Source organism: Lentzea sp. NBC_00516 (assembly GCF_036346835.1).
GTDB classification, from domain to species: Bacteria; Actinomycetota; Actinomycetes; order Mycobacteriales; family Pseudonocardiaceae; genus Lentzea; species Lentzea sokolovensis.
Genome location: NZ_CP107840.1, coordinates 7,788,378 through 7,805,978 on the forward strand (window position 1 = coordinate 7,788,378; position 17,601 = coordinate 7,805,978).

13 protein-coding genes are annotated in these 17,601 nt (G+C 65.8%); 7 read left to right on the forward strand and 6 right to left on the reverse strand.

From position 1 onward, the window contains the following. Window positions 1–3: 3 nt before the first annotated feature. The 3 genes from OG205_RS35910 (at window position 4) to OG205_RS35920 (ending at window position 8,836) form a co-directional block, all read left to right on the forward strand. Window positions 4–846, forward strand: coding sequence for a hypothetical protein (locus OG205_RS35910; RefSeq protein ID WP_330272326.1), 843 nt, complete (start codon window positions 4–6; stop codon window positions 844–846). A gap of 506 nt (window positions 847–1,352) precedes the next feature. Further along, a complete protein-coding gene (rpoB, locus tag OG205_RS35915) occupies window positions 1,353–4,838 on the forward strand; it encodes a DNA-directed RNA polymerase subunit beta (RefSeq protein ID WP_330272327.1) in 3,486 nt (1,161 codons plus the stop codon). A 101-nt stretch (window positions 4,839–4,939) separates the two neighbouring features. Then, window positions 4,940–8,836, forward strand: coding sequence for a DNA-directed RNA polymerase subunit beta' (locus tag OG205_RS35920; RefSeq protein WP_330272328.1), 3,897 nt, complete (start codon window positions 4,940–4,942; stop codon window positions 8,834–8,836). Between the two features lie 491 nt (window positions 8,837–9,327). On the opposite strand, the gene OG205_RS35925 is transcribed toward OG205_RS35920, so the two are convergent. From OG205_RS35925 to OG205_RS35950, 6 genes are all read right to left on the reverse strand, one after another. Then, a complete protein-coding gene (locus OG205_RS35925; RefSeq protein ID WP_330272329.1) occupies window positions 9,328–9,609 on the reverse strand; it encodes a DUF4287 domain-containing protein in 282 nt (93 codons plus the stop codon). Between the two features lie 103 nt (window positions 9,610–9,712). Then, window positions 9,713–10,150 (reverse strand): hypothetical protein, encoded by a 438-nt coding sequence (locus OG205_RS35930; protein ID WP_330272330.1) that lies wholly within the window; start codon window positions 10,148–10,150, stop codon window positions 9,713–9,715. Next, window positions 10,147–10,593 (reverse strand): hypothetical protein, encoded by a 447-nt coding sequence (locus OG205_RS35935; protein WP_330272331.1) that lies wholly within the window; start codon window positions 10,591–10,593, stop codon window positions 10,147–10,149. The genes OG205_RS35930 and OG205_RS35935 overlap by 4 nt, the downstream gene beginning before the upstream one ends. Before the next feature lie 89 nt (window positions 10,594–10,682). Next, window positions 10,683–10,994 carry a TFIIB-type zinc ribbon-containing protein gene (locus OG205_RS35940; RefSeq protein ID WP_319972300.1) on the reverse strand — a complete coding sequence of 104 codons (312 nt, stop codon included), beginning with the start codon at window positions 10,992–10,994 and terminating at the stop codon, window positions 10,683–10,685. A gap of 40 nt (window positions 10,995–11,034) precedes the next feature. Continuing rightward, entirely contained in the window at window positions 11,035–11,859 is an 825-nt protein-coding gene (locus tag OG205_RS35945) for a phosphotransferase family protein (protein ID WP_330272332.1), read from the reverse strand. 104 nt (window positions 11,860–11,963) lie between these two features. Continuing rightward, complete coding sequence (locus OG205_RS35950) at window positions 11,964–12,425, reverse strand: LppU/SCO3897 family protein (RefSeq protein ID WP_330272333.1); 462 nt, start codon at window positions 12,423–12,425, stop codon at window positions 11,964–11,966. Between the two features lie 307 nt (window positions 12,426–12,732). Here OG205_RS35950 and rpsL point away from each other — a divergent pair, with 307 nt between their 5' ends. From rpsL to tuf, 4 genes are all read left to right on the forward strand, one after another. Continuing rightward, window positions 12,733–13,107 (forward strand): 30S ribosomal protein S12, encoded by a 375-nt coding sequence (rpsL, locus tag OG205_RS35955; RefSeq protein WP_030473471.1) that lies wholly within the window; start codon window positions 12,733–12,735, stop codon window positions 13,105–13,107. After that, on the forward strand, window positions 13,107–13,577 hold the full coding sequence (rpsG, locus tag OG205_RS35960) for a 30S ribosomal protein S7 (protein ID WP_030478293.1): 471 nt from the start codon (window positions 13,107–13,109) through the stop codon (window positions 13,575–13,577). Before rpsL ends, rpsG begins: the two co-directional genes overlap by 1 nt. Before the next feature lie 85 nt (window positions 13,578–13,662). Then, window positions 13,663–15,765, forward strand: a complete 2,103-nt coding sequence (gene fusA, locus OG205_RS35965; protein ID WP_330272334.1) for an elongation factor G — start codon at window positions 13,663–13,665, stop codon at window positions 15,763–15,765. A 148-nt stretch (window positions 15,766–15,913) separates the two neighbouring features. Then, window positions 15,914–17,107 (forward strand): elongation factor Tu, encoded by a 1,194-nt coding sequence (tuf, locus tag OG205_RS35970; RefSeq protein ID WP_030478295.1) that lies wholly within the window; start codon window positions 15,914–15,916, stop codon window positions 17,105–17,107. Window positions 17,108–17,601 lie beyond the last annotated feature (494 nt).

Consider the following 17,601-nt stretch of genomic DNA (forward strand, 5'->3'; position numbering starts at 1 on the left):
CACGTGCCTCCATCCCGCCGCCGCCCGATCCCCACCCCGCCCGCAGGAGGCCGCCCGAAGGTGGCCGGCCTGAACCGGCGCGCGGCCGCCGACCCCGCGGTCGAGGACGTGTCGCAGGAGGCCGTGGCCTCTGAGGACGCGTCGCCGGAGGTCGTGCCGGAGCCGGTGGCGGAAGAGGCGGAGCTCAAGGCCCCGGAAGCCCTCGACTGGACACCGCCTGCCGCGCCCAAGAAGAAGGCCGCCGCTGAGGAGTCCGAGCCGATCGCCGTCGAGGAGGCCGAGCCGGCCGACGAGAAGGCCGCTCAGAAGACCGGCAAGGTCGCGTGGGTGCTGCCGGTGGCGCTGGTGCTCGTGGGGCTCCTGCTGGCGGGCCTGGGCACGTTCTTCCTGGTGAAGTCGCGGTCGGTGTCCTACGACGCCGCCCTGGTCGACTCAGCCACCACCTCGGCGGTGAACGGCCAGATCCGCGAGGCCGTCGAGAAGTCGTTCTCGTACAACTTCGCCGACGTGGAGTCCACCGAGAAGGCGGCCAAGGAACTGCTCACCGGCAAGGCCCTGTGCCAGTACAACGCCGTGTTCGGCCCGGTGAAGGAAGTGGCGCCGCAGCAGAAGCTCGTCGTGACGGTCCGTGTGGTGTCTTCGGCCGTGTCGTCCCTCAAGGACGGCCGAGCCACCGTCCTGGTCTTCGCCGACCAGGTCACCACCCGCACCACCGACAACCAGTCGGGCGGCGGCACCGCCATGCTCCGCGTGAGCGCGATCGACGACGGCGGCCGCTGGAAGATCGACAACATGGAGATGTTCGGGGCGACGGCGGAGCAGAACCGCCAGATGCAGGGCTGCTGACCCGGCCTGGTCGTTTGGACCGGCCCGGTGGCGGGTATCTGATCTTCGCCCCCTAAGATCAACTCCGCTGTGAGGTCGTCGAACCAGCCCCGGAAGCACCGCTGAGACCCTCTCCGCCAGCCCCGACACGCGTGACCTCGGTCACACCAAATCCTGTGGCGCTCTGTAAGTTCACTTGAAGCCGTCAACTTCCCACCAAAACGGCCGTACACGTGTTTGTGCAGGTCAAATGGGTGACTTCAAGTAAAGAGCGCTCCATCCAGAGGGTGGATCGGCCCGCAACATCTTGACTGCGCGCTCATGCAGGGTCACTCTGTCGGTGAGCAAGAGGAGGGTCCTTCCAGGTGCCTCTCGACAGTCGCCGTGCGTGTGGCTAGACTGCCCCTTTGCGCTGCCCATTTTCCGCTTGCCCTTCGCCGAGAGCGTGGATTAGTCGAGCAGCGCCGCACCCTTGACAGCCGTGCTAGTTCGCTCTAGCCAGCTATTTGTCCCTGGAAGGACGCATCTTGGCGATCTCTCGCGCGACCAAGGCCACTGCTGCGACCAACTCCACGTCGGGGATCCCTGGAGCGCCGAAGCGGGTCTCGTTCGCGAAGATTAACGAGCCGCTTTCGACGCCCAACCTGCTTGACCTGCAGATCCAGTCCTTTGAGTGGCTGACCGGCGACGAGGCGTGGTTCCAGCGCCGCGTCGACGCCGGCGACGAGACCCCGACGGGCGGCCTCGAAGAGGTCCTCAACGAGATCTCGCCGATCGAGGACTTCTCCGGCTCCATGTCACTGTCCTTCTCCGACCCGCGCTTCGACGAGGTCAAGGCCTCGACCGAAGAGTGCAAGGACAAGGACATGACGTACGCGGCACCGTTGTTCGTCACGGCGGAGTTCACCAACCACACCACTGGCGAGATCAAGAGCCAGACGGTGTTCATGGGTGACTTCCCGATGATGACGAACAAGGGCACGTTCATCATCAACGGCACCGAGCGCGTGGTGGTCTCCCAGCTCGTGCGCTCGCCCGGTGTGTACTACGACACCGCGGTCGACAAGACGACCGACAAGGACGTCTTCAGCGTCAAGATCATCCCGTCCCGGGGTGCTTGGCTGGAGTTCGACGTCGACAAGCGCGACACCGTCGGTGTCCGCATCGACCGGAAGCGTCGCCAGCCGGTGACGGTGCTGTTGAAGGCTCTGGGCTGGAGCACGGAGCAGATTCGCGAGCGGTTCGCGTTCAGCGAGACGTTGCTGACCACGCTCGAGAAGGACCACACCGCGGGTACCGACGAGGCGTTGCTCGACATCTACCGCAAGCTGCGTCCGGGCGAGCCCCCGACGAAGGAGTCGGCGCAGGCCCTGCTGGAGAACCTGTTCTTCAAGGACAAGCGCTACGACCTGGCGAAGGTTGGCCGGTACAAGGTCAACAAGAAGCTGGGCCTGGACACCGAGATCAACACGGGTGTCCTCACCGAGGACGACATCGTCACGACGATCGAGTACCTCGTTCGCCTGCACGCCGGCGAGACGATGATGGACGCCGCCGCCGGCGGTGACGTTCCCGTCGAGGTCGACGACATCGACCACTTCGGCAACCGTCGCCTCCGCACGGTCGGCGAGCTGATCCAGAACCAGATCCGCGTCGGTCTGTCCCGCATGGAGCGCGTCGTCCGCGAGCGCATGACCACGCAGGACGTCGAGGCCATCACGCCGCAGACCCTGATCAACATCCGTCCCGTCGTGGCGGCGATCAAGGAGTTCTTCGGCACCTCGCAGCTGTCGCAGTTCATGGACCAGACCAACCCGCTCGCGGGTCTGACCCACAAGCGCCGCCTGTCGGCGCTGGGTCCCGGTGGTCTGTCCCGTGAGCGCGCCGGCATGGAGGTCCGCGACGTCCACCCGTCGCACTACGGCCGCATGTGCCCGATCGAGACGCCGGAAGGCCCGAACATCGGCCTGATCGGTTCGCTCTCGAGCTACGCGCGGGTCAACCCGTTCGGCTTCATCGAGACGCCGTACCGCAAGGTCACCGACGGTCGCGTCACCGCGCAGATCGACTACCTGACCGCGGACGAGGAAGACCGCTTCGTCAAGGCGCAGGCGAACTCGCCGGTCGACGAGGACGGCAACTTCACCGACGACCGCGTCCTGGTCCGCAAGAAGGGCGGCGAGGTCGAGTTCATCGACCCGACCGACGTCGACTACATGGACGTCTCGCCGCGCCAGATGGTGTCGGCCGCGACCGCCATGATCCCGTTCCTCGAGCACGACGACGCGAACCGCGCCCTGATGGGTGCGAACATGCAGCGTCAGGCCGTGCCGCTGCTCCGCTCCGAGTCGCCGCTCGTCGGCACCGGCATGGAGCTGCGCGCCGCCGTCGACGCCGGTGACGTCGTCGTCGCGAAGAAGACGGGTGTGGTCGAGGAGGTCTCCGCCGACTACATCACCGTCATGGCCGACGACGGTGCGCGCAACACCTACGCGCTGCACAAGTTCCGTCGCTCGAACCAGGGCACCTGCATCAACCAGAAGCCCATCGTCAACGAGGGCGACCGGATCGAGGCGGGTCAGGTCCTGGCCGACGGTCCTTGCACCGAGAACGCCGAGATGGCGCTCGGCAAGAACCTGCTCGTGGCGATCATGCCGTGGGAAGGCCACAACTACGAGGACGCGATCATCCTGTCGCAGCGCCTCGTGCAGGACGACGTTCTCACCTCGATCCACATCGAGGAGCACGAGATCGACGCCCGCGACACGAAGCTCGGCGCCGAGGAGATCACCCGGGACATCCCGAACGTCTCCGAAGAGGTCCTGGCCGACCTGGACGAGCGCGGCATCATCCGCATCGGTGCCGAGGTCCAGCCCGGCGACATCCTCGTCGGCAAGGTCACGCCCAAGGGCGAGACCGAGCTGACGCCGGAGGAGCGCCTGCTCCGCGCGATCTTCGGTGAGAAGGCGCGCGAGGTTCGCGACACGTCGCTCAAGGTGCCGCACGGTGAGTACGGCAAGGTCATCGGCATCCGCGTCTTCTCGCGTGAGGACGACGACGAGCTGCCTCCGGGCGTGAACGAGCTCGTCCGCGTCTACGTGGCCCAGAAGCGCAAGATCCAGGACGGCGACAAGCTCGCCGGCCGCCACGGCAACAAGGGCGTCATCGGCAAGATCCTCCCCGCGGAGGACATGCCGTTCCTCGAGGACGGCACGCCGGTCGACATCATCCTGAACACGCACGGTGTGCCGCGTCGTATGAACATCGGCCAGGTGCTGGAGACCCACCTCGGGTGGATCGCCAAGCAGGGCTGGAGCATCAACGGGGACCCGGACTGGGCGAAGAACCTGTCCGAGGACCTGATGGATGTCGAGCCCGGCACGAAGACCGCCACGCCGGTGTTCGACGGTGCGAAGGAAGAAGAGATCACGGGCCTGCTCGGCTCGACCATCCCGAACCGCGACGGTGAGCGGATGGTCAAGCAGAACGGCAAGGCACAGCTCTTCGACGGCCGCTCCGGCGAGCCGTACCCGTTCCCCGTGTCTGTCGGCTACATGTACATCCTGAAGCTGCTGCACCTGGTGGACGACAAGATCCACGCGCGTTCGACCGGCCCGTACTCGATGATCACGCAGCAGCCGCTGGGTGGTAAGGCGCAGTTCGGTGGTCAGCGTTTCGGTGAGATGGAGTGCTGGGCGATGCAGGCGTACGGCGCCGCATACACCCTGCAGGAACTTCTCACCATCAAGTCCGACGACGTGCTTGGCCGCGTGAAGGTCTACGAGGCCATCGTCAAGGGCGAGAACATCCCGGAACCCGGTATCCCGGAGTCCTTCAAGGTGCTGCTCAAGGAGCTGCAGTCGCTCTGCCTCAACGTCGAGGTCCTGTCTTCGGACGGTGCCGCGATCGAGATGCGCGACGGCGACGACGAGGACCTGGAGCGCGCGGCCGCGAACCTCGGCATCAACCTGTCGAGGTCCGAGTCGCCCTCCGTGGACGACGTCGTCAACTAGTCACCTCGCCGGCCGGTGAAGGGGATGCCTCCCGCGTCCCCTTCACCCGGCCCTCCGACCAGCTCCTTTGCCACCGATCTAAAAAGGGGAAGAGAGTAGACGTGCTCGACGTCAACTTCTTCGATGAGCTCCGCATCGGACTCGCGACGGCGGACGACATCCGCCAGTGGTCCTTCGGCGAGGTCAAGAAGCCCGAGACCATCAACTACCGCACGCTCAAGCCTGAGAAGGACGGCTTGTTCTGCGAGAAGATCTTCGGTCCCACCCGGGACTGGGAGTGCTACTGCGGCAAGTACAAGCGCGTGCGCTTCAAGGGCATCATCTGTGAGCGCTGCGGCGTCGAGGTGACGCGTGCGAAGGTGCGTCGTGAGCGCATGGGCCACATCGAACTCGCCGCTCCGGTCACGCACATCTGGTACTTCAAGGGCGTCCCCAGCCGGTTGGGCTACTTGCTCGACCTGGCCCCCAAGGACCTCGAGAAGATCATCTACTTCGCCGCCTACGTCATCGTGGGTGTGAACGCGGAGCTGCGCCACAACGACCTGCCGACGCTCGAGAGCGAGATGCAGGTCGAGCGCAAGCGCGTCGAGAACCGCCGTGACGCCGACGTGGAGGCCCGCGCCCAGAAGCTCGAGGCCGACCTGGCCGAGCTCGAGGCCGAGGGTGCCAAGTCCGACGTGCGCCGCAAGGTCAAGGAGGGTGGCGAACGTGAGATGCGCCAGCTCCGTGACCGCGCCCAGCGCGAGCTGGACCGCCTCGACGAGATCTGGTCCACGTTCACCAAGCTCGAGCGCGCTCAGCTGATCGCGGACGAGCTGCTCTACCGCGAGCTGTACGACCGCTACGGCGACTACTTCACCGGTGCCATGGGCGCGGAGGCCATCCAGAGGCTTCTGGGTGACTACGACGTCGACGCCGAGTCCGAGATCCTGCGGGAGACCATCCGCAGCGGTAAGGGCCAGAAGAAGCTGCGTGCGCTCAAGCGCCTCAAGGTCGTTGCCGCCTTCCAGGCGACCCGCAACAACCCGCAGGGCATGGTCCTCGACTGCGTCCCGGTCATCCCGCCGGACCTGCGCCCGATGGTGCAGCTCGACGGTGGCCGTTTCGCGACGTCCGACCTGAACGACCTGTACCGCCGCGTCATCAACCGCAACAACCGGTTGAAGCGACTGATCGACCTCGGCGCGCCCGAGATCATCGTCAACAACGAGAAGCGGATGCTGCAGGAGGCCGTCGACGCGCTGTTCGACAACGGCCGCCGCGGCCGCCCGGTCACCGGTCCCGGTAACCGTCCGCTGAAGTCGCTGTCCGACCTGCTCAAGGGCAAGCAGGGCCGGTTCCGTCAGAACCTGCTCGGCAAGCGCGTCGACTACTCCGGCCGTTCGGTCATCGTGGTCGGCCCGCAGCTCAAGCTGCACCAGTGCGGTCTGCCCAAGCAGATGGCGCTCGAGCTCTTCAAGCCGTTCGTGATGAAGCGGCTCGTGGACCTCAACCACGCGCAGAACATCAAGTCCGCCAAGCGGATGGTCGAGCGTGCGCGCCCGGCCGTGTGGGACGTGCTGGAAGAGGTCATCACCGAGCACCCGGTGCTGCTCAACCGCGCACCCACGCTGCACCGCCTCGGCATCCAGGCCTTCGAGCCCCAGCTGGTCGAAGGCAAGGCCATCCAGCTGCACCCGCTGGTCTGTGAAGCGTTCAACGCCGACTTCGACGGTGACCAGATGGCAGTCCACCTGCCGCTGTCCGCCGAGGCGCAGGCTGAAGCCCGCGTCCTGATGCTGTCGTCGAACAACATCCTGTCCCCGGCGTCCGGCAAGCCGCTGGCCATGCCGCGTCTGGACATGGTGACGGGCCTGTACCACCTGACCCGTCACAAGGTCGGCGACATCGGCGAGGGTCACTCGTACTCGTCGCCCGCCGAGGCCCTGATGGCGTTCGACCGCAAGGTCCTGGGCCTGCAGTCGATGGTGAAGATCCGCGTCTCCGACAAGAACCCGCCCAAGGGCCAGGAGCCCGAAGGCTGGGAGCCCGGTCAGCCGTGGCTCGCGGAGACCACGCTGGGTCGCGTGCTGTTCAACGAGATCCTGCCGCAGGACTACGCCTTCATCAACGAGGTCATGCCCAAGAAGCGGCAGGCCATCATCATCAACGACCTCGCCGAGCGGTACCCGATGGTCACCGTCGCCCGGACGCTGGACAAGCTGAAGGACGCCGGTTTCCACTGGGCCACCCGTTCCGGTGTGACCGTTGCGATCTCGGACGTTCTCGTGCCCGCGGCGAAGCAGGACATCCTCGAGGAGCACGAGCGCCTCGCGGACGCCGTCGAGAAGCGCTACCAGCGCGGTCAGCTCTCGCACGACGAGCGCAACTCCGAGCTGGTCAAGGTGTGGACCAAGGCCACCGAGCAGGTCCACGAGATCATGGAAGACAACTTCCCCGAGGACAACTCGATCCGCGTCATCGTGCAGTCCGGCGCCGCCGGCAACATGACGCAGGTCCGTTCGCTCGCGGGTATGCGTGGTCTCGTCACCAACCCGAAGGGTGAGTACATCCCGCGCCCGATCAAGAACTCGTTCCGCGAGGGCTTGTCGGTGCTCGAGTACTTCATCGCGACGCACGGTGCCCGCAAGGGTCTGGCCGACACCGCGCTGCGTACCGCCGACTCGGGTTACCTGACCCGTCGTCTGGTGGACGTCTCGCAGGACGTCATCATCCGCGAGGTCGACTGCGGTACCACCCGTGGCGTGCAGATGACCGTCGGCGAGCAGCTGGGCGACAAGGTCGGCATGCACGAGTTCGCGCAGACCTCGGTCTACGCCCGCACGGTGGCGGACGACATCACCGACGCGCAGGGCAACCTGGTCCTGAACCGCGGCGACGACCTCGGCGACCCGGCACTCGTGTCGCTGGTCGAGGCCGGCATCGTCCGCGTGAAGGTGCGTTCGGTGCTGACCTGCGAGTCCCCGGTCGGTGTGTGCGCGTCCTGCTACGGCCGCTCGATGGCGACCGGCCAGCTGGTCGACGTCGGCGAGGCCGTCGGCATCGTCGCCGCCCAGTCGATCGGTGAGCCCGGCACGCAGCTGACGATGCGTACGTTCCACCAGGGCGGTGTGGCCGGTGACGACATCACGACCGGTCTGCCCCGTGTCCAGGAGCTCTTCGAGGCCCGCGTCCCGAAGGGCAAGGCGCCGATCGCCGACGTGGACGGTCGCGTCCGCATCGAGGACGGCGACCGCTTCTGGAAGATCACGCTGATCCCGGACGACGGCTCCGAGGAGATCGTGTTCGAGAAGCTGTCCAAGCGTCAGCGTCTCGCCAACACGGCCACCGGCCCGCTGCAGGACGGCGACCACGTGTCCGTCGGCCAGCAGCTGCTGGAAGGTACTCCTGACCCGCACGAGGTCCTGCGTGTCATGGGCCCGCGTGAGGCGCAGCTGCACCTCGTGGGCGAGGTCCAGAAGGTGTACCGCGCCCAGGGTGTGGCGATCCACGACAAGCACATCGAGGTCATCGTCCGGCAGATGCTCCGCCGGGTCACGATCATCGACTCCGGTGCGACCGAGTTCCTCCCCGGATCTCTGGTCGAGCGTGCGGACTTCGAGTCCGGCAACCGCGCTGTCGTCGCCGAAGGTGGCGAGCCGGCCGCTGGTCGTCCGGTGCTGATGGGTATCACGAAGGCGTCTTTGGCTACGGACTCGTGGCTGTCGGCGGCTTCCTTCCAGGAGACCACCCGGGTTCTGACCGACGCTGCCATCAACGGGCGTTCGGACAAGCTCATCGGTCTCAAGGAGAACGTGATCATCGGTAAGTTGATCCCGGCTGGTACCGGGATCAACCGCTACCGCAACATCCAGGTTCAGCCGACTGAGGAGGCGCGGGCTGCTGCCTACGCGATTCCTTCTTACGACGACGGGTACTACACGCCTGACGTCTTCGGTACTGGGACTGGTGCCGCGGTGCCGCTGGATGACTACGACTTCGGTCGGGATTACCGGTAGTTGGTCTGGCTGATTTAGCTGAACGGCCCCTGGAGCTTTGCTCTGGGGGCCGTTTTGTTTTGGGTGCGGCCTTTGTTGGGTGGCTGGCTTGCGGGCGGCTGGTCGCCTTGCTTGCTTCCCCTGGGGGCTCTGCCCCCAGACCCCCGGCAATCTGATCGGGGGAGGGCGCCACGGGTGGGTTGATGGCACGCCTGTTGCGTTGGGCGGCTGCCTGTTGCTTTGAGGGTTGCGTTGGCGGTGGGGTCCCGTCACGAGCCGAACCAAGAGCGGGCCACACCTGGAGATGGGTGTCAAACCGCCGAAAAGCGTGGCGGTTTGACACCCATCTCCAGGCGCAGCAAGAGCTGTGGTGCGACTCGTGACGGGACCCCACCGCCTGGCCCGTTCGGTAAGGACGGCTCGCCTTCGGCTTTGCGGGAGTGTCAGACCTGCTCTGTACGTTGGGTCGCGGGGGGTGCTGAATCCAAGGGGACCCCTGCCTTGGCCTGCGGTCAGCGGTTGGCGATGCCGTCCAGGCGGAGTGTTGTCGACTCGTCTCGGTGGCTGCCGTTGGTGCCCACGTGCTTCTCGCTGATCTGCGCGCCGTTCTTCAGCACGTGGTAGAGCGCCATGCCGTGGCCTCGGCCCAGGTCGTAGTCGGTCTTCAGCCACTCCAGGAACACGCCTGCCTTGGTTGTTCCGTCGTACCCGCGTCCCGCCGCCTCCGTCAGCAGGTCTGCCGGGGTCTTGCCGGTCTTCTTCTCCGCGCCGTCGAGGTAGGCCTGGAAGGACATCGTGGTCTCCGTTCGTCTGTGAACAGAGCGTAGGACAACTCGGGCTGTCTTGACAAGAAAAATTGTCGGTGAGGTCTGGTTGCGGGAGGCTGGAGGTGTTCGGTTAGCGGCGGCGGGCTCTGGCCAGGGCTCTGGCGCGGATCACCAGGTCGTCCACCAGGTGTTCGTCCACCAGGGGAGGGATGCCGGACTCGTCGGTGCAGCAGCGGGGTTTGGTTCGCTTTTCCGAGAGGCGTGGTCTTACGCCGGCCATCTCGTACAGGGCCTCGTAGAGGTCCAGGCCCGGGTCGTCGTCGTGTGGGCCCACCAGGAGCACCCACACGACTTCGGGGGAGGGGAAGGCGACTACTACGCGGTCAGGGCCTCGTAGGTGCTTCACGCACAGGCGTGGGAGTGGTTCTGGGCCCGTCACTCGGTAGCCGAGGGCGGCGCAGCCTGAGTGCGCCAGTTCGTCCAGGAAGCGTTCGTAGGCCACGCGGGCTCTGCCGCGCAGGCCGTTGGCCTGAGCTTGTGCGGTGGGGGTTTCTACTACCTCGATCAAACCGGGCGGACCACGCGTCCTCTGCCGCTGCGCATCTCGTCCAGGGAGCTGGCGAGGTCTTGGCGGTCCAGCAGTGACTGGTCGCTGAGGCGGCGGTGGACTTCGTCGATCAGGCCGCGGGTCTTGCCTCCGCGGCGGAGGTCGGAGACGAGGTGAAGGACCTCGTGCAGGCGCACGGTGTCCAGCAGCATGCGCGGTTCTTGGCTGTGGATGGCCAGTACGCCTTCTCTGGCCCAGGCCTTCACCGTCTTCTCGGTGAGGTCGAGGAGTTCGCCTGCCACCACGGGGCGTACCGGCGGGGCCTGGCGGAGGGTTTTAGCTACGACGCCGTCCAGGCGGTGGCGGCGTTCGTCGTCTGCTGACAGGGATGACGCGACGGCTTCGAGTTCCTCGATCGTGTCGAAGAGGTCGCGGATGTGGGCGGCCTCGGTCGCGACAGACATGGCTACTCCTCCCGTTGACTACCGATTATCCACCTATTTCTCGGTAGTCGTCAACGGCCCCGGACCAGAGATCCGGGGCCGTCGCGCACTCAGGAGGAGAAGAAGAGGCCGCCGAGACCGCGGTGCTTGCGGTGGCCGTAGCCGTAGCCGGCGTGTCCGCCGCCGTGGTGGTGGTGGACCTGCTGCGGCGCGGCACCCCAGGCGGGCTGAGCCGGCTGCGGGTAGGCGGCGGGCGGCGGCGCGACGGGAGGCGGCGGGGCCTGCATCTGGGCCTCGAGGCGCGTGATCGACTCGAGCTCGCCGTAGTCCAGGAAGACTCCGCGGCAGCCGTCGCACTGCTCGATGTGAACGCCCATGCGGTCGAACGTGCGCATGTTCGCATGACACTTGGGACACTGCATCGTGGTGAGCCTCCTGCGGTGGGACCGGACAAAAACGATATTAGCCGCGGTCACTGCTCTCGTGCGTCGCGACGATCCGACGACAGGCTTCAACCAGCGGTTCCACTGCCTGCAACCCGGACACGAGTGCCCGCGCTGCCATCTGCACAACGTACGCCTGAGCCGGGATGTTGAGTGCTTCCCATTCCATTGTCGGCAGAGCCACACCACCCGTTTCACGGTAGGTGTTCAGGAACCGCGCCCACAGGTCATCGGGTAGCACCCCCGCCGCGAACAAAGCCGCAGGTCGGGCCAGGTCCCAGACCGGATCGCCGACCCCGAGATCGTCCACGTCGATGAGCCGCCAGGCCCCCCGGTGCACAAGCTGCCCGAGGTGCCAATCACCGTGGATCAACGCACGGCCGTTCGTGTCCAACGGCGGCAAGACTTCGAACGCACGCAACACCACATCGGCATGCGGCAACTCCGGCGGCAACGCCTGAATAGCCCGAACAATCCGTTCCGGCGTACCGGCCGCGGGCCCTTGCACAGGCAACTCGTGCAACTTCGCCAGCAGTGCCGCGCTCTCCTCCCACGGCGCCGCGTCGGGATCGTCCTGACTCACCGGCGTCCCGTACGGCCACACCGTGATCGGCCTGTCGTCCACGAACTGCAACGGCTTCAACGGCGGCAGCAACAACTCCGGATGCGCCGCCGCGATCTCCACCCGCTGCCGCAACGCCTCCACGTCGGTGTCCGCGGGATGCGCCTTGGCCACCACGTCACCAACGCGCACCACGACGACGTCACCGCGGTCGCCGCCGAGCACCTCGGGAGTGGCGGAAGAGCCGGTCAGCGAGGCCATTGCCGCGATCAGGTCGTCCACGCGCACAGTGAATCAGGTCCGTTCGTCACCACCTGGCGGTGGCTGCCGCATCGTTTCGCAGTACCGGGAGTTCGTTGCGCCGCAACCAGATCGCGGTCTCAGGCTCAGTTGGTGATGCAGATCGTCTTCACTGGCTGCGAGTACGTCTTCGCGTCGTCCCCGTTGCACAGCGTACGGTCGGACTGGCCGTCGACGACCTTCGTGACCTTGCGCGTCTCGGTGCCGCACGCCGCGCGTTGGAAGTACTGGTTGACCGGCTTGAGGCAGTCGCCCTCCTGCACGTTGAGGACGTAGCAGAGCCGTGTCTTGCCGTTCGTCCTCGACCGTCCCGACGACTCCGTCAGGTAGTCACCGGGCGGGCACATCGTGCGTCGCTCACGCGAAGACACGCGGTACACGGCTTCCTCGGACGAACAGTCCACTTCGGTCATTTCGACGTTCGTGTCGTTGAGGTCGACCTGTTTCGCGCACTCGCCGACGCCTGCCTGCTCCTGCCAGCCCGAGCATCCGGACAGCGCCAGAGCCAGCGCGGCGATCACGCCAACGGCTCTCGGAATGACCTGCACAGTGCGTTCTCCGTCACACGAGTAGCCTGGATCCTGCGGGCATTGTCTACCGAAGGTGCTGGTGCGGTACCCCCGTTTTGACCCAGGTAGACGTGGGCAGGTATCTTTGCTACTCGTGCCCGACCCATGTCGGGCCGCTCCGCGTGCCCGTGAGGCAGCGGTGTCCTCCACTCGCAGTGGCAGTTGAACTGTTGCTTGCGGACCTTGGGAGCGGGCGACACGCCCGACCTCGGGTGCAGAGAGGGATCAAGAAACAAGTGGGTGAACCGCAAGGGGAACCCGTGAAGACGGAAGAAGTAGCCGGCGAATGCCAACGATCCAGCAGCTGGTCCGCAAGGGCCGCCAGGACAAGGTGGCCAAGCAGAAGACGGCGGCCCTCAAGGGCTCGCCGCAGCGGCGCGGTGTGTGCACCCGCGTTTACACCACCACCCCCAAGAAGCCGAACTCCGCACTGCGCAAGGTCGCTCGCGTGAAGCTGACCAGCGGCATCGAGGTCACGGCCTACATCCCCGGTGAGGGTCACAACCTCCAGGAGCACTCGATGGTGCTCGTCCGCGGTGGTCGTGTGAAGGACCTGCCGGGTGTTCGCTACAAGATCATCCGTGGCTCTCTCGACACGCAGGGTGTCAAGAACCGCAAGCAGGCTCGCAGCCGCTACGGCGCGAAGAAGGAGAAGAGCTAATGCCCCGCAAGGGACCGGCCCCGAAGCGGCCGCTTATCTCTGACCCGGTCTACAGCTCTCCGCTCGTGACCCAGCTCATCAACAAGGTGCTGGTCGACGGCAAGCGCTCCGTGGCCGAGAAGATCGTTTACGAAGCGCTCGAGGGCGCTCGTGAGAAGACCGGTACCGACCCGGTCGTCACGCTGAAGCGCGCGCTGGACAACGTGAAGCCGTCGCTGGAGGTCAAGAGCCGCCGCGTCGGTGGTGCGACCTACCAGGTGCCGATCGAGGTCAAGCCCGGTCGCTCGACCACGCTCGCACTGCGCTGGCTGATCACCTTCTCCCGGCAGCGCCGTGAGAAGACCATGGTCGAGCGTCTGATGAACGAGCTGCTCGATGCGAGCAACGGCCTCGGTGCCAGCGTCAAGCGTCGCGAGGACACGCACAAGATGGCCGAGTCGAACAAGGCCTTCGCCCACTACCGCTGGTGATCTGACGCCCGGCCGCATCACTGGCCGGGCTCTCCCAGCCCTAGTGAGCAGCTAACTGAGCTAGCTCAAGACAGGGGAAAGACCCGTGGCACAGGACGTGCTCACTGATCTTGCCAAGGTCCGCAACATCGGGATCATGGCCCACATCGACGCGGGCAAGACCACGACGACTGAGCGGATCCTCTTCTACACGGGGATCAGCTACAAGATCGGCGAGGTTCACGACGGCGCTGCCGTGATGGACTGGATGGAGCAGGAGCAGGAGCGCGGCATCACGATCACGTCGGCCGCGACGACCTGCTTCTGGAAAGACCACCAGATCAACCTGATCGACACGCCCGGCCACGTCGACTTCACCGTCGAGGTCGAGCGCAACCTGCGCGTCCTCGACGGCGCCGTTGCCGTCTTCGACGGCAAGGAAGGCGTCGAGCCGCAGTCCGAGCAGGTCTGGCGGCAGGCGACCAAGTACGACGTCCCGCGCATCTGCTTCGTCAACAAGATGGACAAGCTCGGCGCGGACTTCTACTTCACGATCAAGACGATCCAGGACCGGCTGGCTGCCAAGCCGCTGCCGCTCCAGATCCCGATCGGCTCCGAGAGCGAGTTCATCGGCGTCGTCGACCTGATCGAGATGCGCGCGCTCACGTGGCGTGGCGAGGTCTCGAAGGGTGAGGACTACGCGATCGAGGAGATCCCCGCGGATCTGCTCGAGAAGGCGCAGGAGTTCCGCGAGCAGCTGCTCGAGGCCGTCGCCGAGACCGACGACGACCTGACCGAGAAGTTCTTCGAGAACGGCGATCTGTCGGTCGAGGAGATCAAGGCCGGCCTCCGCAAGATCGTCGCCGCGGGTACCGCGTACCCGATCCTGTGTGGCTCCGCGTTCAAGAACAAGGGCGTTCAGCCCATGCTCGACGCGGTCATCGACTACCTGCCGTCGCCGCTCGACCTCCCGCCGGTCGAGGGCACGCTGCAGGACGGCGAGACCGTCGTGAAGCGCAGCCCGTCGAGCGACGAGCCGTTCTCGGCGCTGGCGTTCAAGATCGCCGTGCACCCGTTCTTCGGCAAGCTGACCTACATCCGGGTCTACTCGGGCAAGGTCGCCGCGGGCACCCAGGTCGTCAACGCGACCAAGGACCGCAAGGAGCGCATCGGGAAGATCTTCCAGATGCACGCCAATAAGGAGAACCCGGTCACCGAGGCCATCGCGGGCCACATCTACGCCGTGATCGGTCTCAAGGACACCACGACCGGTGAGACCTTGTGCGACCCGCAGCACCCCATCGTGCTCGAGTCGATGACCTTCCCCGAGCCCGTCATCCAGGTGGCCATCGAGCCCAAGACGAAGGCGGACCAGGAGAAGCTCGGCACCGCGATCCAGAAGCTGGCCGAGGAGGACCCGACGTTCCGGGTCAACCTCGACCAGGAGACGGGCCAGACCATCATCGCCGGCATGGGCGAGCTCCACCTGGACATCCTGGTGGACCGCATGCGCCGCGAGTTCAAGGTCGAGGCCAACATCGGCAAGCCTCAGGTGGCGTACCGGGAGACCATCCGCCGTGCGGTGGAGAAGTACTCCTACACCCACAAGAAGCAGACCGGTGGCTCCGGCCAGTTCGCGAAGGTGCTCGTCACCGTCGAGCCGCTGGAGAAGAAGGAAGACGGCGCGCTCTACGAGTTCGTCAACGCCGTCACCGGTGGTCGCATCCCTCGCGAGTACATCCCGTCGGTCGACGCGGGTGCGCAGGACGCGCTGCAGTACGGCGTGCTGGCGGGCTACCCGCTGGTCGGCGTGAAGGTGACGCTGCTCGACGGCGCCTACCACGAGGTCGACTCCTCGGAAATGGCGTTCAAGATCGCTGGTTCGATGGCCCTCAAGGAAGCCGCCCGTCAGGCGTCTCCCGCGATCCTCGAACCGCTGATGGCCGTCGAGGTCACGACGCCCGAGGAGTACATGGGCGACGTGATCGGCGACCTGAACTCCCGCCGTGGCCAGATCCAGGCCATGGAGGAGCGCAGCGGCATCCGTGTCGTCAAGGCACTGGTTCCGCTGTCGGAAATGTTCGGGTACGTGGGTGACCTGCGGTCCAAGACCCAGGGTCGTGCCAACTACTCGATGGTGTTCGACTCCTACGCCGAGGTGCCTGCAAGCGTCTCGAAGGAGATCATCGCGAAGGCGACCGGGGAGTAATTCCCCACCGGAGCACCGCAGTTCCACCGCGGGCTCTCCGGGGGTGAATCCCTGGGGTCCGCTACTTTCAGACCCTGACGTGTAAGTCCGGCGGGTGGCCACAGATGCCCGCCGGACCAGCAAAAAAGAAGTCCAGGAGGACAATCCAGTGGCCAAGGCGAAGTTCGAGCGGACGAAGCCGCACGTCAACATCGGCACCATCGGTCACATCGACCATGGCAAGACCACGCTGACCGCGGCGATCTCCAAGGTTCTGCACGACGCGTTCCCCGATGTCAACGCCTCGTTCGCGTTCGACCAGATCGACAAGGCGCCGGAAGAGAAGCAGCGCGGCATCACGATCTCGATCGCGCACATCGAGTACCAGACGGAGAACCGTCACTACGCGCACGTCGACTGCCCCGGGCACGCCGACTACATCAAGAACATGATCACCGGTGCGGCGCAGATGGACGGCGCCATCCTCGTGGTCGCGGCGACCGACGGTCCCATGCCGCAGACGAAGGAGCACGTCCTCCTGGCCCGCCAGGTCGGCGTCCCCTACATCGTCGTCGCCCTGAACAAGGCCGACATGGTGGACGACGAGGAGATCCTGGAGCTCGTCGAGCTCGAGGTCCGCGAGCTGCTCTCCGAGTACGAGTTCCCGGGCGACGACCTTCCGGTCGTGCGCGTTTCGGCGCTGAAGGCGCTGGAGGGCGACGAGACCTGGGGCAAGTCCGTGCTCGAGCTCATGGCCGCCGTTGACTCGGCGATCCCGGAGCCGGAGCGCGACACCGAGAAGCCGTTCCTCATGCCCGTCGAGGACGTCTTCACGATCACCGGCCGCGGCACCGTCGTGACCGGTCGTATCGAGCGCGGCATCATCAACGTGAACTCCGAGATCGAGATCGTCGGAATCAAGGAGACGTCGAAGAAGACGACCGTCACCTCGATCGAGATGTTCAAGAAGTTCCTCGACGAGGGCCGCGCCGGCGACAACGCCGCGCTGCTGCTCCGTGGCATCAAGCGCGAGGAGGTGGAGCGCGGCATGGTCATCGTCAAGCCGGGCACCACGACCCCGCACACCGAGTTCACCGCGCAGGTCTACATCCTGTCGAAGGACGAGGGTGGCCGCCACACGCCGTTCTTCAACAACTACCGTCCCCAGTTCTACTTCCGGACGACGGACGTGACCGGCGTTGTGACGCTGCCCGAGGGCACCGAGATGGTCATGCCGGGTGACACCACCGGTATGGACGTCAAGCTCATCCAGCCGATCGCCATGGACGAGGGCCTCCGCTTCGCGATTCGCGAGGGTGGCCGCACCGTCGGCGCCGGCTCGGTCACCAAGATCCTCAAGTGACCTAGCTCCACCAGTTCGGCGTGAAGCCGGGCCAACGATCTTCGTTGGCCCGGCTTTCGTCGTTCAGCAGGAAATTGTGCGACAGCTCACGTGGAACTGTCGCCGACGCGCGGGTGAAGAGCCGCCGTTGGGATTCTGTTGCCGGACAATGGAACCGGCGCGGCTGTCGCTCCACATGCGACGGACGCCGGCGGCTCACCGGGCAAGATCCGCACGTGATCTGGGTCCAAGTCACCCACCCCGATTTGGATCGCCTCGCTTCCGTGTGGCATCCTTTACGGGTTGCTCGATGAAGGCTGGACGCGCGTCTTGCGTGTGTCCGCGTTTTCGATCGAGCGTCCGCGCCCTGTTAGTGAACGCCTCCTTGCGGAGATGGGCATCAGGGTGCATGGGCTGTGGTAGGCCCAATCCCACCGGGGAGACCTTGAGTGGGACCGGTATGCGCACCGGGCGCGACACGCCCGACCGCGTGGACCGGGCACCATGACACTTCA

Coding starts and splice junctions, on each gene's coding strand:
- rpsG (WP_030478293.1), top strand. CDS start 13,107: ATGCCCCGCAAGGGACCGGCCCCGAAGCGGCCGCTTATCTCTGACCCG.
- rpsL (WP_030473471.1), top strand. CDS start 12,733: ATGCCAACGATCCAGCAGCTGGTCCGCAAGGGCCGCCAGGACAAGGTG.
- OG205_RS35935 (WP_330272331.1), bottom strand. CDS start 10,593: ATGTCTGTCGCGACCGAGGCCGCCCACATCCGCGACCTCTTCGACACG.
- OG205_RS35940 (WP_319972300.1), bottom strand. CDS start 10,994: ATGCAGTGTCCCAAGTGTCATGCGAACATGCGCACGTTCGACCGCATG.
- OG205_RS35925 (WP_330272329.1), bottom strand. CDS start 9,609: ATGTCCTTCCAGGCCTACCTCGACGGCGCGGAGAAGAAGACCGGCAAG.